The organism is Shewanella sp. CAL98-MNA-CIBAN-0140 (genome assembly GCF_040309905.1).
GTDB classification, from domain to species: Bacteria; Pseudomonadota; Gammaproteobacteria; order Enterobacterales; family Shewanellaceae; genus Shewanella; species Shewanella psychromarinicola.
In genome coordinates this window covers 140,325-153,404 of record NZ_JBEOPI010000002.1, presented here as the reverse complement: position 1 = coordinate 153,404, position 13,080 = coordinate 140,325, and the positions used below count along the sequence as shown (strand labels likewise).

Below are 13,080 nucleotides of genomic sequence, written 5' to 3'. Positions count from 1 at the left end.
ACTTAGGTTTAACTTAGGTTGAACTTAGGTTTTTTTAGTGTGTTTAAGAGATATCTTTGGAGGCGGTAGGAAGGGATCGGTATTATATTTAAGCGCCAATAGGTACAAAAGGAGCCCTTAGGCTCCTTTTTTGATCTACAGGATTAATCTCGAGGATTGACCATATTGTTTCTTGGTTTGCATAGACGATGCTCGCGGCACCTGCTGAGCGGTCACGTTGAGGAGCTCAACGACCAAAGTCTTTAGCGTTCTCACCACCAGAGTCTTAAGCTATCTCACCACCAGCTTCACCAATGTTCTGCGCTCTGTCACATACGTGAACTTTACGTAGATGCTGTAGAGCGTCTTTAGCCTACTTTCTGGTAAATCAGCGGTTGTTACTTGATCCTATTACTGGATTTGACCAATATAACGGCTGTCTATGTTAACTTCGTTAGCGATAGCACTAACGATATTACCCACACCATGTTCACGACCCATATCGATAACATAAGGTTTTATCTTCACATCTGGGTTATTGTTAAGGCTGTCGGCGTTGCCAAAACCTGTCTATGAAGTTTATATAATCCATTTTTATATTGCCTATTAACTACAATGATATTGGCAAGTAACATGTTTGTGTCCTAGCAACAGGCTGACGCTTAACCAATATAACTTATTGAATCGTTCTGCCAGTGAAAAAGTTTATTAAGCAGTTGATTAAATTCATCTTATACTTGCTCTCTTTTTGAACTAAAACCATTAGCTCCTGTCATAAAAAAACACCTTGCCAGTGACCTGACAAGGTGTTTGATTTATGCAATAAACGTGTGTGTTAACACCAGTATTATTGGTTTACTCTTTGTATTTTAATGTGCCATTGGCTTTAATTTCGTCGTACCACAAGTTATGGTGCTGTGAAGCCCAGTTTTCGTCGCAATAGCCCGAGACCATACACTCCATACCGCCTTCACTGAGTACGGTCGCCATCCAAATATGCACTATGGTAAACGCGACAATAATCACAGCGCTGACGCCATGTATAAGCAGCGCAAGCATTGACCATATTCGTGGTAAATCAAGTGTAGGGAAGACTAACATTATCCCGGTCACACTGATGCAAAGACCGAAAATAGCTAAGCTCCAGAACCACATTTTTTCACCCGCATTGGCAAACCCACTGTCTGGGTGTTTACCTTTAAACGGGCCAAAGTTAATGTAGCCACCGACTACTAAAAACCATTTTAAATCATACAGTTTAACGGTTTGTAGTGGCATCCACTTGATAACACACGCCAGCCAAGACACCATAAAAATGGGGCTAGACCAATCGTGGCTAAACTTGCTAAAGGCGATTATTCCTGCCCAAATATCGTCGCCGACATACGGGGCTAAGAAATGGCGTCCAAGCATAATGACCAAACCAGTTAACATCATGATTAGGCACGATACGGCCATAATCCAATGCAACCAAAGATCCGCTTTGCTCCAACGAAAGACCATTTTGCCGGAAAAGCCTTTACTCAGTGTAGATGGACCATTAACAAAGTAAAAGACTAAAAAGGCTACAAAAACCCCGACAAAAGCTAGGCCTAGTAACGGTTTTAGATAAGTATTTCGTAATATTTTGCCTTCATTACCCGCGACATTTATTAGAATATCAGCATCTACACCTTTATATGTGCTGTAGCCTGATTCACCGGCTTTTATTGCACGCCAGAGATCGGCATCACTGGTCATCGACTTTGCTTGTTGCTGGCTTGATTGTTCATCGGCGGCATACACAGGCACTGTAGCCAACCCCAATCCCATACACAGAACCAACAGAGCAAATATCCTGCGCAATGATTTGTTTAACATTAACGTTAACATTGTCACTCCTTAAAATGGCTGCGAACAAGGTCGCAGCCCATGCTCTGATTAGATTATTTCGCCTGTTTTAGGATCGTAACCCCAAATTGCATTGGGATTACCACGTGCTGCCATGCGCTGACGATAAATGTCAGACACTATGCCAGCGTCGCCCGCAAGTAATGCCTTAGTCGCACATAACTCGGCACACATGGGTAATTTACCTTCTGCGATACGGTTTGAACCGTATTTTAGATGCTCAGCTTCTGAATGATCTTCTTCTGGGCCACCGGCACAGAAGGTACATTTATCCATTTTGCCGCGGCCACCATAAGTACTCTTTTGCGGGAACTGCGGCGCACCAAATGGGCAGGCATAGAAGCAATAACCACAACCAATACACGTATCTTTGTTGTGTAGCACGATGCCGTCTTCGGTACGGTAGAAACAATCTGCCGGACACACCGCCATACAAGGTGCATCGGTACAATGCATACATGCGACTGAGATAGACACTTCACCAGGAACACCGTCGTTCAGTGTCACCACGCGACGACGTTGAATACCCCACTCTAAAGCAGAGTCGTTTTCGTTTTTACAAGCTGTGACACAACCGTTACATTCGATGCAGCGCTTGGTATCACATAAAAATTTCATTGTAGCCATATTGGCAATTCTCCTCGCTTAACTGCAATTACGCTTTTTCAATCTGACAAAGCGATGCCTTGGTTTCCTGCATTTGAGTTACAGGGTCATAACCATAAGTCAATGCCGTGTTAGCAGATTCACCAATAACGTAAGGCACTGTGCCTTCTGGGTAGTTAGCCGCTAAACTTTCGCCATGCATGACACCGGCAAAGTGATAAGGCATCCAAGTCACACCAGGCTTAACGCGTGGCGTTACCATGGCCTTAATCTTAATGCGTCCACCTTCAGCGCCTTCTAACCATATTGAGTCACCATCGCGTAGTCCGCGATCCGCTGCATCCGCTGGGTTAATTTCAACAAACATTTCTTGCTGTAATTCTGCCAACCAAGGGTTAGAACGCGACTCTTCACCACCGCCCTCATACTCAACTAAACGGCCAGAAGTCAGTATTAAAGGATATTTAATAGAACTATCATGCTGTTGAATTGATTTATATAAGGTCGGTAAACGGTGAACTTGCATATCATCGTAAGTGGGATATTTAGCGACTAAGTCACGACGCGGGGTATACAAGGGTTCACGGTGAATAGGCACTTGATCGGGGAAATTCCACACGATACAACGCGCTTTAGCGTTACCATAAGGGCTACAACCATGCTTCACCGCGACACGCTGAATACCGCCAGAAATATCGGTTTTCCAGTTTTTGCCTTCAGCATATTGTTTCTCTTCAGCCGTTAAATCATCCCACCAGCCAAGCTGTTTAAGCATGCCTGAAGTGAACTCAGGGTAACCGTCTTGGATTTCTGCACCTTGAGAAAAGCTATCTTCTGCTAATAGATTTTTTCCTTGGTATTCAACACCGTAACGGGCGCGGAAGTTACCACCACCCTTTGACACATGTTTACTTGTGTCATACAAAATTTGAGTACCTGGATGTTTCTGTTCTGGTGTTCCCCAACATGGCCAAGGTAAACCGTAGGTTTCACCTTTTACTTCGCCACCGGCAGCTTCTAGGGTCTTATTGCTGAATAAGCCCCAGTTTAGGGTGTGTTGCTTAATACGCTCAGGGCTTTGGCCCGTCATACCAATAGTCCACATACCACGGTTAATTTCGCGAGTAATGTCTTCTATCACCAACATGTCGCTTGAATCTTTAGCGATACGCTTGGTGTACTCTTTATCAAAGCCCAGCTTTTGCGATAAGCGGTACATGATTTCAAGGTCAGTTTTCGATTCAAATAATGGCTCGATCACTTTTTCACGCCATTGTTGGCTACGACCAGAGTTAGAGACTGAACCCTCTGTTTCAAATTGAGTCGTTGCAGGTAACAAGTACACGCCATCTTGACGACGGTGCATAACTGCTGCCATGGTTGGAAATGGATCAACCACTACCACAGTGTCCATCTTGTCTAGTGCATCACGTACATCAGCCTGACGAGTTTCAGTGTTAACCGATTGTCCCCAGAAGAAGCCCATACGCACACGGTCTTTCTGAGCTAAATGCTCAGGCGTTTCTAACACACCATCGTGCCAGCGAGAACATGGAATACCCGGGGTATTCATTGGTACACGGCCTAAATATTTGTTTTGATCAAAGCGTGATTTAACCCAATCTAAATCTAGGCTCCAGACATTGGTCCAATGTTCCCATGCGCCAGAGGTTAAACCGTAGTAACCCGGTAGATTATCGAATAATAAACCTAAGTCAGTCGCGCCTTGTACATTATCGTGACCACGGAAGATGTTAGTACCACCACCTGAGACACCCATGTTGCCAAGCGCAAGCTGTAAAATACAATAAGCACGTGTGTTAGCATTACCCACGTGATGCTGAGTACCACCCATACACCAAATAACGGTACCTGGACGGTTATCAGCCATTAGTTTAGCGGCTTGGTAAACTTCTTCTTCGCTACAACCTGTGACACTGGCCACTTCTTTAGGTGGGAACTTCTTGGCTTCTGCACGAATGGATTCCATTTCGAAAACACGTTCTTTAATAAAGGTTTTATCTTCCCAACCATTTTCAAAGATGTGCCATAACATTCCGTAGATAAACGGAATGTCAGTACCAGGACGTAGGCCACAATGTAGGTCTGCGTGTGCAGCAGTACGGGTAAAGCGAGGATCGACAACGATTAATTTAGCGTTGTTTTTCTCTTTTGCGATCATGATATGTTGCATTGCAACCGGATGCGCCTCTGCAGGGTTAGCACCGATAAAGAAGATTGCATTGGCATTTTGAATATCATTAAAAGAGTTAGTTTGCGCACCGTAACCCCAAGTGTTAGCAACACCGGCTACCGTGGTAGAGTGACAAATACGAGCACAATGGTCGATGTTGTTCGTGCCCCACATGGCGGCAAATTTGCGATACATGTAGCAGCCTTCGTTCGAAAACTTAGCGCTACCCATAAAGTAGATCGAATCAGGACCTGACTCTTTACGAATATCCGTCATCTTGTCGCCTACTTCGTTAAAAGCTTGCTCCCAAGATATTTTTTTCCACTTGCCGCCGACCAATTTCATTGGGTATTTAAGGCGTTTTTCACCGTGACCATGTTCGCGTAATGCCGCACCTTTAGCGCAATGTCCACCATTGTTAAATGGGTGGTCGAATGCAGGCTCTTGACCAGTCCACACGCCATTTTGTACTTCGGCATATACACCACACCCTACGGCACACGCACTACATACAGTACGTTTGATTTCAGTGGGTGCATTGTGGGGCACATCTTTCGCTTCAGCACGACGGATCATGCCAGTGCCCATCATTGATGCTGCCGCAATACCGCCGGTGGCAACACTCATTTGCTTCATAAATTGACGACGATTAATACCAAGCTTGTTTGAAGCTTCATTGGTAGGAGCCGTGATTGATTTGCGAGTTAATTTCATCGCTTAAATTCTCCTAAACTAGCCGCGTAAGCTATCGTAATAATTGCGAATGTGAGTTGTTTCTTGATAGCCTTTAGTGCGAGAAGTGCTAGCACTTTTTTCTGTTGCATTAGCAATATTCATGCCAGTTGCGGCAATCGCGACACTTGCTGTACCACCAATAGTGATGGCTTTTAGTAAAGATCTGCGATTCAAATCAAGTTGTTGCTTACTCATTAAATCTCCCATCGAAACGACTATTTTCTGCAACATGTTGTAGAGGTTGCATTTTTGTTGTATAAAAATGAATAATCACTACACATATATGTAGTGCTTATTTTCGCGGTCATACTAAAAGAATGAGAATAGGCTTAATTGATCTATATTAAGAATGTGGAGGTTTATTCATAAAAAAGCTAAAAATGTTTGCCAGATCACACAGGTGACTGTTCACTAAAACAGCAGCGATATAAAATCAATAGTCAGCGTCTGGCGAACGACGTCTTGCCTAGATTAATGCACCAGGGAAAGAGGCTGTTGAGATCGCAGTTTGGGTAGGATAATGGCTCTAAGCAGGGTTAAATGTTATCGAATGGTGTTAGCCCATTCGCTTTAGCCGCAAGCGTCTTAAGCAAGCATTGCTTAAGACAATCAACATACTTGGGTAGGCTATCAGGTACAATTTTCTTAGAATGATTATATCAAATATCAGCCTAATCAAGACCAATACCGTGATCTATATGCTGGCGTTAAGCATAGATGCTGTTAAGGACCTCTTGAGTAGCGCGGCCGGATTGCTGTGTAGCAGGCTGATTGATTAGCTATCGGTATTAGTAGGTAATTGGCCCTGCGATTAACCATCTTAATCAGCAAATACACAGCCGTATAGTACCAGCGAGAAGTGCGTTGCATTCTTGTTTAACAGTAGCGGTTTAGCAATAGCGGTTTAACACTAGCGATAAATTAGCTTGGCAGTAGGACGAATTTGCCAAAATGCTGTTTTTTCAAAAACTCAGTTTGAGCCTCTACAATATTTTCTAAAGCATATGTTCTTGCGACCAAAGGTTTTATTTCATTGTTTTCAATGTACCTTATTAGGTTGGGGAACACGGGTTCATCCCATGCCGTTGTACCGATCAACCCAATATCTTTTAAATAGAGTTGGCGAAGGTCTAATGACACAATCGGTCCCGCTATAGCTCCTGAAGTCACCAGACGGCCACCGCGTTTTAATATTTGCAGAGCACGGCCGAACTTATCACCGGCCACATTATCAATAACGACATCTATTGATGATTCCCCCAACTCCTTAACGAGATTTGCCTCACGATCAAAGACACTATCTGCGCCCATTTTTTTCAGCTGGGCATGGTTTTTTAATGATGCGACCGCAATGATGTGCGCGCCTCGACGTTTCGCTAACTGAACAGCCGCTGAACCTACGCCGCCAGATGCTCCCATAATTAACACACGCTCACCTTGGATAACCTGTGCTCTATGAAGCATGTTTTCTGCGGTGCCGTAAGCACACGGTATGCTCGCCAATTCATCATCTTGCCATGTTGAATCAATAGGGAAAACTTCTGTAGCCCATACTTTTACGTATTGGGCGAATGCACCATCAAAGTCAGATGCCATCCAGATATTGTCCAACGAACCAAATCCATTTACCCGGATACAAGGTCGAATTAACACTCTCTTGCCAACAAGATGTTGATCGTGGTTCTCTGCTGTTTTTAAGACCTCGCCACAACAATCTGTTCCCTGGATCAGCGGAAATGGTGTTGCCGCATTCCAGCCTCCATCAGCTAACGCTTGTTGATCCACGTTGTCGGCCATATTATTGGTTGACTCACTCACCTTGGCAGAATACCAGCCTAAACGAGTATTAATTTCGGTGTTGTTCACACCCGCTGCGAGCACACGAACGAGAACTTCATTTGCTTGCAGTTCTGGAATGGGGACATCTTTATAGACCAGTTGCTCCATTCCGCCACTGCCCATGGTCACAACGGCTTTCATTGTTTTATTCATCATTAGCACATCTTTCCTATAGAATGGTATTCGTTGTATAGTGGTCACTATACTTGCATGTAGAGGCGAAAATTGTCAAAAAAAAATGATATAATGCACACCGCTGAAAAGTTATTTTATGAAGAGGGTTTTCATCGCACAGGTGTTGCAAGGATAGCTTCAAAAGCAGGGACAACGCAGAGAACGCTCTATAAGCACTTCCCGTCCAAGGAAGACTTAGTTCTATGCATTATGGGTGAACGTGAGTCTCGCTACTTTCAAGATTTTGCTAGATTAGCGCGCTTAAATACATCTCACTTCCATGCACTGATCCCGTTTTATTCATTGCTGAATTGGTTAGAGAAAGAGGCTAGTCATGGCTGCTTTTACATGCACGCTTTAGCAGAATATAAGGGTAAGCACTCACGTATCGAGAATTTCGTCTTGGAGCACAAGCAGCGAATGCGAGTCGACCTTACTCAACGCTTACAGCATGACGGTATTTCTGATGACGATTTGGTTTCAATATTGATAATACTACTCGAGGGCGTAACCGCTATATCTGCAATTGGCTCACCTCGTGATAACTGCCTGCAGGTGATCAAACAGGCTGAATGGATAATTAAGCAGAGTGCTAAAATCAAACACAATCAATAGCCTTGAGTATGACTGCAATTATGTTCAATAAGTTAATGTCGATTTTATAGCTGTCATAACCGTGGCGGTAGCTTTTTGGGCGCGACGCTAACGAAGAATTGACCGTGATATACCACTTTTTAAAATATCAGCAGATATTTTTTTGCGATGGCAATATCCTATAAACACCATCTGCTGATGGCTATACACTATCCGAGACAAACTATCCGAGACAAACTATCCGAGATAAATGATGAGAGATAAATGATGAGAGATAAATTAAGAGCTAAAATTATCGACGTTTGTGATAAAAAAATTGCCAGTAAAGGCGATAATGTGGGGTTGTCATTTTATGCTTTTTTTGCCAATAAAAATGATAATCCTGAGCTACTGATGGAAGCGGCGACATGGTGGATCCAGACTCATCAATTAGATCATTTCGTTAAGGCTGATAAAATTAAACAAATGATTAATAATGGCTTGTAATGATCTGCAGCACTTATGCGCGTTAAGTTATTAACAATCGGTTATCAACAACCCATCATCAACAACCCGTCATCAACCAACTAGTCATCAACAAACGATCAACGAGCATGTTAAGCCATACCTTAATGGATAAGGTGGGTCATTTAGCTGATTCGATCACGACATAAGTTATTTTTGAACGATCAATCAAACTTGTATTAATGGTTTCAGTGGTTTTAATGTTATATTTCCAATCTTGAGTATCGTAAACGATAGTAAATGTTGTGCTCAATACCAATATAGAGAGCAGATACTTTTGAATAAAAGCCGGAGGAATGGGTGGCAGTAATGGGTCGACTATTAGTTATTATGTTCACGCTACTGTTTTTAAGTGGATGTGCTAGCACCTCCACACCGGGTGATCCACTAGAATCGGTTAATCGAAAAAGTTGGTATTTCAATTACCAGATAATGGATAAACATCTGCTAAAACCCGCCGCCGAAGGTTATGAATATGTTCCTCATTCTATCCGAAATGGTGTGACGAACCTGCTATCGAATTTAAGCGAACCACTCTACGCCGTGAACAATCTTCTACAAGGTAAAGTGACCGACAGTGGCAGCACAGTGTTACGATTTGTATTGAACACAACAATTGGTCTTGTCGGTATTTTTGACCCCGCCACTGGCATGGGATTACCTAAGAAAGAAGAGACCTTTGCGCAAACATTTGGTGCATGGGGGATCGGTAATGGGCCTTATATTATGTGGCCTGTTTATGGCGCCAGCACGGCACGCAATACCGTCGGTGATTTTGTTGATATTTTTGTCTATCCTTTATCTATTCTTTCATTTGAGCAAAGAGCCGGTAAATTTGTAGTAGAAGGTTTAGACAGTAGGATTGAATTTCAGCAATATGAACCCATATTAGATGGGTCGTTAGATCCTTATGGCTATGTTAAAGATGTCTATCTGCAACGGGATGCGCACTTGGTCAATGATGGCCAGACCGATGAGATTGAGACTGATGAGTTTGACTTAGAGTTTGACATGGAGCTTGATGACGAACTATTAGGTGACGAACCACTTGATAACGAATTAGTAGATGAACAACCTTTAGATATTAAAACGTTAGAGACCAAACCATTAAATAACCAAGCAGTAGACGATAAACCGATAGACGACAAACCAATAGATGACAAAAAAGTAGACGACAAAACTCATTTCGAGATAACGGACTAGCCAATGTCAAACATCAAAACGTTTTCCTCTTGTACGAGTGAATTAAAAAATATTCGCGGATTTGTGATAGATGCTTGCCGCGACTTTCCTTTTAGCGAAGGTAAAGTCAATGAAATCGTATTAGCCGTTGATGAGGCTTGCGCCAATGTTATTCGTCATGGTTACCACATGTCGAGCAAAGGCTGTTTAGAACTAGTGATTAGCAGTCATGATGATCATGCGCTATTTGTGATTAAAGATGTGTGTTCGCAGATTACTGACAAGCAATTAACACCGACAGAAAATGATTTATGTAAACCCGGTGGATTAGGCCTTTGCCTGATCCATTATGTGGCAGAGAAAGTACGACTTATCCCGCATAAAGGTAAAGGCAATTGGTTAGAACTGACGGTTAAATTTAAGTGATATAAAATGAATATTGAAATTGAAACACAGAACAATTACCAAGTGATTAAGCTTTATGGTGAAGTGGATCTGAACAATTCGCGCAGTATCAAACTCGACATTATAAAATTAATTAAGAGTAAAAATAACATCATTGTCGATTTCACCCATCTGCAATATATCGACAGCTCAGGTATGGCGTCACTGGTTGAGGCGTTCAATGAAGCCAGAGAAAACGACACTGAGTTTCATATAGCTGGTGCCAACGGTTCCCCTCTTCAAGTACTGCAATTAACTCGGTTAAACACAGTATTTAACTTAGTAGATTCAGTAGCAGCTGTGAGTAACAATGGTTAAACCAATCATTACCGTAGAACATTTGTTTGCCCAATATGGCGACACCCATGTACTCAAAGATGTCAATTTAGAGGTCAAACCCGGAGAAATTCTGGTGGTGATGGGCGGATCTGGCTCAGGAAAAAGCACCTTGTTCAACCATATGCTTGGGCTTAAAACCCCGACTTCAGGCACTATCATGATTGATGGTGTGAATATTTTTACGGCCAAAAATAAGCCATTACGCAACTTACGTCAAAAAATGGGCGTGGCGTTCCAAGGCGGCGCACTGCTCAGTTCATTGACGGTGGCCGATAATGTCAGGCTACCCTTAGAGCAAAATACCGCTTTAGATACTCAAACCATTGATATTATGGTGCGGATGAAGCTTGAATTAATGAATATGGCTGGCACTGGTCATCTTATGCCCTCTGAGCTGTCTGGCGGCATGCTCAAGCGAGCCGGATTAGCTCGGGCGGTGATTATGGACCCTAAGTTACTGTTTTTTGATGAACCTTCAGCAGGGCTTGATCCCACCACCGCGGTAGAATTGGATGAGCTTATTTTAACCCTAAGAGATGCGATGAACATGACCATAGTGGTGGTGACTCATGAGCTTGAAAGTGTGTTTAAAATTGCCGATCGCGTGGTGGTATTATTTGCCGGAGAAGTGGTGGCTAACGGCACCGTTGATGAGATTAAAAATTCGCCAGATGAACGCATTCAACACATGATCAACCGTCAACCTAATACTCACAGAGACGATGGTGAGGTTTACCTTAATCGATTGTTAGATAAGGAAAAAACTTGATGTCGACCTTATTTAATTCGGTTAGTAAATTGGGCGCGGCAACCCGAAAAAACATTGATAGTGTTGGCCTAGCGACGTTATTTTTACTGCGCATTGTTAGCAGCTTATTCACTGGGCGGGTGTCATTTAAGCAAGTGATTAAGCAAATATATTTTATTGGTAATCGATCGTTAATCGTCATTATTGTGGCAGCATTATTTACCGGTATGGTCGTGGCACTGCAGTTTTACGATACCTTAGTGCGATTCGGCTCGGTAGATTTATTAGGGTCGGCAGTAGCCTTGAGCCTGATTAAAGAATTGGGCCCGGTGATGACCGCGTTAATGGTGATTGCACGGGTAGGGTCTGCGACCTGTTCAGAAATTGGCATTATGCGTAATGAGCAACAATTTGATGCGCTTGATTGCATGGCGATTAACAGTTATCGCTATGTAATGTTGCCAAGACTGCTGGCTGCGTTGATTTGTGTCCCTATCCTGACGGCCGTGTTTGACTTGGTGGGTATTGGCGGTGGTTATATTGTCGGCATACACATTCAAGGAGAAAGTCCTGGTGCGTATATTCAAGGTGTGATGGATACGATTAGCTTTAAAGATGTGTTAGTCGGTCAAATAAAGTCGTTGGTATTTGGTTTATTCATTATGTGGATACCCTTGTATTACGGCTATTATTTACACCGGAATCAAAAGAATATGGGCGCAGAGGGGGTCAGCAATGGCACCACTCAGGCGGTGGTAATGAGTGCAATTATTATGTTGTTTAGTGACTATATCGTTAGCTCATTAGCGCTTTAACTAGAGGTAACAATGAAAAACAATTACGTCAATTTTCTCGTCGGCCTATTTGTGTTAATCGGGAGCGGGGCCTTGGTATTTATGTCTGTTACCATTGGTGGGGCATCCATTTCTAATAGTGGTCAATATACCTTAGTTGCTAAATTTGAAAATTCTTCAGGTTTGAAAGAAGGTGCCTTTGTTGAAATGTCTGGTGTACGTGTTGGATTAATTCAATCAATTAATTACGACCCCAAAGCGTATGAATCTGTCGTTAAGGTGTCATTAGATAATTCGATTACCGTGCCTGATGATTCCGTGGCCGCTATTCGTACATCCGGTATTATCGGCGACAGATTTCTTAAAATTGCCAGCGGTGGCTCAGATATCAATATGACCGATGGTGATGAGTTTATTGATACTGAATCATCAATCAGTATCGAAGAGTTAATTAGCAAATATATGTTTAGTCAGGATAAATAATGAAATCGATAATTTTTTTAATCATGTTGTTAGTGATGCCGTCTTTAGCTTTAGCGGCTCAAGAACCAACGGATCGCGTTAAATTAGGTGTGGCTGATATTATAGGTATTGCATCTGATAGTGCATTGTCAGCGGAACAGAAAAAACAATCACTCAGTAATGTGATTGAAAAGCATGTTGATCTACAAGCCTCAGCCCAACGGGTGTTAGGTAAGTATTGGAGACAAGCAAACGATACCGAAAAACGCCAATTTATGCTGCTATTAAAAGGTGTGTTAGTCGATACCTATATTATATTATTAGAGGAATATGATAACCAAACGGTCGATTACACCAGTGAAACTATTAAGAAAAAAGTCTATGCGACGGTTGATACTGAAATTCATACCAAAGAGAATATTATTCCGGTTTCGTATCGACTTTATCAACGTAATAATGAATGGAAAATTTACGATTTTGTCGCCGAGGGCTTGTCGATGATCCGTACATTTAGCAATGACTATCGAAGAACGTTGAAACAAAGTGGTGTCAGTGGGTTAAATGAAGCCCTTGCTGCTAAATTAGCCCAAAAGTAA

At 42.6% G+C, this 13,080-nt stretch carries 15 protein-coding genes; 9 read left to right on the top strand and 6 right to left on the bottom strand.

Going from position 1 to position 13,080, the window contains the following annotated elements; genetic code table 11:
* Positions 1-390: 390 nt before the first annotated feature.
* The 6 genes from AAEY93_RS21260 to AAEY93_RS01825 all read right to left on the bottom strand — a co-directional run bounded on the left by AAEY93_RS21260 (position 391) and on the right by AAEY93_RS01825 (position 7,399).
* Positions 391-507, bottom strand: a complete 117-nt coding sequence (locus AAEY93_RS21260) for a DbpA RNA binding domain-containing protein (RefSeq protein ID WP_459178790.1) — start codon at positions 505-507, stop codon at positions 391-393.
* 327 nt (positions 508-834) lie between these two features.
* The gene (locus tag AAEY93_RS01845) at positions 835-1,851 is read right to left on the bottom strand and encodes a formate dehydrogenase subunit gamma (protein ID WP_124014080.1); all 1,017 of its coding nucleotides are present in this window, start codon (positions 1,849-1,851) and stop codon (positions 835-837) included.
* Positions 1,852-1,899: 48 nt separating this feature from the next.
* Positions 1,900-2,496 (bottom strand): formate dehydrogenase FDH3 subunit beta, encoded by a 597-nt coding sequence (gene fdh3B, locus AAEY93_RS01840; protein ID WP_101033847.1) that lies wholly within the window; start codon positions 2,494-2,496, stop codon positions 1,900-1,902.
* 28 nt (positions 2,497-2,524) lie between these two features.
* Positions 2,525-5,383: a formate dehydrogenase subunit alpha gene (locus AAEY93_RS01835; RefSeq protein WP_351074642.1), complete on the bottom strand. Its 2,859-nt coding sequence runs from the start codon at positions 5,381-5,383 to the stop codon at positions 2,525-2,527.
* Positions 5,384-5,401: 18 nt separating this feature from the next.
* Positions 5,402-5,599 carry a twin-arginine translocation signal domain-containing protein gene (locus tag AAEY93_RS01830; protein ID WP_101033849.1) on the bottom strand — a complete coding sequence of 66 codons (198 nt, stop codon included), beginning with the start codon at positions 5,597-5,599 and terminating at the stop codon, positions 5,402-5,404.
* A 726-nt stretch (positions 5,600-6,325) separates the two neighbouring features.
* Entirely contained in the window at positions 6,326-7,399 is a 1,074-nt protein-coding gene (locus tag AAEY93_RS01825; RefSeq protein WP_198554772.1) for an alcohol dehydrogenase family protein, read from the bottom strand.
* Between the two features lie 69 nt (positions 7,400-7,468).
* On the opposite strand from AAEY93_RS01825, the gene AAEY93_RS01820 reads away from it, so the two are divergent.
* The 9 genes from AAEY93_RS01820 (at position 7,469) to AAEY93_RS01780 (ending at position 13,080) form a co-directional block, all read left to right on the top strand.
* On the top strand, positions 7,469-8,032 hold the full coding sequence (locus AAEY93_RS01820) for a TetR/AcrR family transcriptional regulator (protein ID WP_101033850.1): 564 nt from the start codon (positions 7,469-7,471) through the stop codon (positions 8,030-8,032).
* A gap of 246 nt (positions 8,033-8,278) precedes the next feature.
* Positions 8,279-8,497, top strand: coding sequence for a DUF6500 family protein (locus tag AAEY93_RS01815; protein WP_335689381.1), 219 nt, complete (start codon positions 8,279-8,281; stop codon positions 8,495-8,497).
* Positions 8,498-8,824: 327 nt separating this feature from the next.
* The gene (locus tag AAEY93_RS01810; RefSeq protein WP_101033851.1) at positions 8,825-9,718 is read left to right on the top strand and encodes an MlaA family lipoprotein; all 894 of its coding nucleotides are present in this window, start codon (positions 8,825-8,827) and stop codon (positions 9,716-9,718) included.
* Positions 9,719-9,721: 3 nt separating this feature from the next.
* Positions 9,722-10,123 carry an ATP-binding protein gene (locus tag AAEY93_RS01805; protein ID WP_101033852.1) on the top strand — a complete coding sequence of 134 codons (402 nt, stop codon included), beginning with the start codon at positions 9,722-9,724 and terminating at the stop codon, positions 10,121-10,123.
* 6 nt (positions 10,124-10,129) lie between these two features.
* Entirely contained in the window at positions 10,130-10,459 is a 330-nt protein-coding gene (locus tag AAEY93_RS01800; RefSeq protein WP_101033853.1) for an STAS domain-containing protein, read from the top strand.
* Complete coding sequence (locus AAEY93_RS01795) at positions 10,452-11,249, top strand: ABC transporter ATP-binding protein (protein ID WP_124014084.1); 798 nt, start codon at positions 10,452-10,454, stop codon at positions 11,247-11,249. Before AAEY93_RS01800 ends, AAEY93_RS01795 begins: the two co-directional genes overlap by 8 nt.
* The gene (locus tag AAEY93_RS01790; RefSeq protein WP_351074637.1) at positions 11,249-12,043 is read left to right on the top strand and encodes an MlaE family ABC transporter permease; all 795 of its coding nucleotides are present in this window, start codon (positions 11,249-11,251) and stop codon (positions 12,041-12,043) included. The genes AAEY93_RS01795 and AAEY93_RS01790 overlap by 1 nt, the downstream gene beginning before the upstream one ends.
* Before the next feature lie 12 nt (positions 12,044-12,055).
* The gene (gene mlaD / locus AAEY93_RS01785) at positions 12,056-12,505 is read left to right on the top strand and encodes an outer membrane lipid asymmetry maintenance protein MlaD (protein ID WP_101033856.1); all 450 of its coding nucleotides are present in this window, start codon (positions 12,056-12,058) and stop codon (positions 12,503-12,505) included.
* Positions 12,505-13,080, top strand: a complete 576-nt coding sequence (locus AAEY93_RS01780; RefSeq protein ID WP_124014085.1) for an MlaC/ttg2D family ABC transporter substrate-binding protein — start codon at positions 12,505-12,507, stop codon at positions 13,078-13,080. Before mlaD ends, AAEY93_RS01780 begins: the two co-directional genes overlap by 1 nt.

Bases quoted from the DNA above. Each gene is read 5' to 3' on its own strand.
- mlaD (WP_101033856.1), top strand. From the start codon at position 12,056: ATGAAAAACAATTACGTCAATTTTCTCGTCGGCCTATTTGTGTTAATC.
- AAEY93_RS01790 (WP_351074637.1), top strand. From the start codon at position 11,249: ATGTCGACCTTATTTAATTCGGTTAGTAAATTGGGCGCGGCAACCCGA.
- AAEY93_RS01815 (WP_335689381.1), top strand. From the start codon at position 8,279: ATGAGAGATAAATTAAGAGCTAAAATTATCGACGTTTGTGATAAAAAA.
- AAEY93_RS01805 (WP_101033852.1), top strand. From the start codon at position 9,722: ATGTCAAACATCAAAACGTTTTCCTCTTGTACGAGTGAATTAAAAAAT.
- AAEY93_RS01835 (WP_351074642.1), bottom strand. From the start codon at position 5,383: ATGAAATTAACTCGCAAATCAATCACGGCTCCTACCAATGAAGCTTCA.
- AAEY93_RS01830 (WP_101033849.1), bottom strand. From the start codon at position 5,599: ATGAGTAAGCAACAACTTGATTTGAATCGCAGATCTTTACTAAAAGCC.
- AAEY93_RS01800 (WP_101033853.1), top strand. From the start codon at position 10,130: ATGAATATTGAAATTGAAACACAGAACAATTACCAAGTGATTAAGCTT.
- AAEY93_RS01825 (WP_198554772.1), bottom strand. From the start codon at position 7,399: ATGATGAATAAAACAATGAAAGCCGTTGTGACCATGGGCAGTGGCGGA.
- AAEY93_RS01795 (WP_124014084.1), top strand. From the start codon at position 10,452: ATGGTTAAACCAATCATTACCGTAGAACATTTGTTTGCCCAATATGGC.
- AAEY93_RS01810 (WP_101033851.1), top strand. From the start codon at position 8,825: ATGGGTCGACTATTAGTTATTATGTTCACGCTACTGTTTTTAAGTGGA.
- fdh3B (WP_101033847.1), bottom strand. From the start codon at position 2,496: ATGGCTACAATGAAATTTTTATGTGATACCAAGCGCTGCATCGAATGT.
- AAEY93_RS01845 (WP_124014080.1), bottom strand. From the start codon at position 1,851: ATGTTAACGTTAATGTTAAACAAATCATTGCGCAGGATATTTGCTCTG.
- AAEY93_RS01780 (WP_124014085.1), top strand. From the start codon at position 12,505: ATGAAATCGATAATTTTTTTAATCATGTTGTTAGTGATGCCGTCTTTA.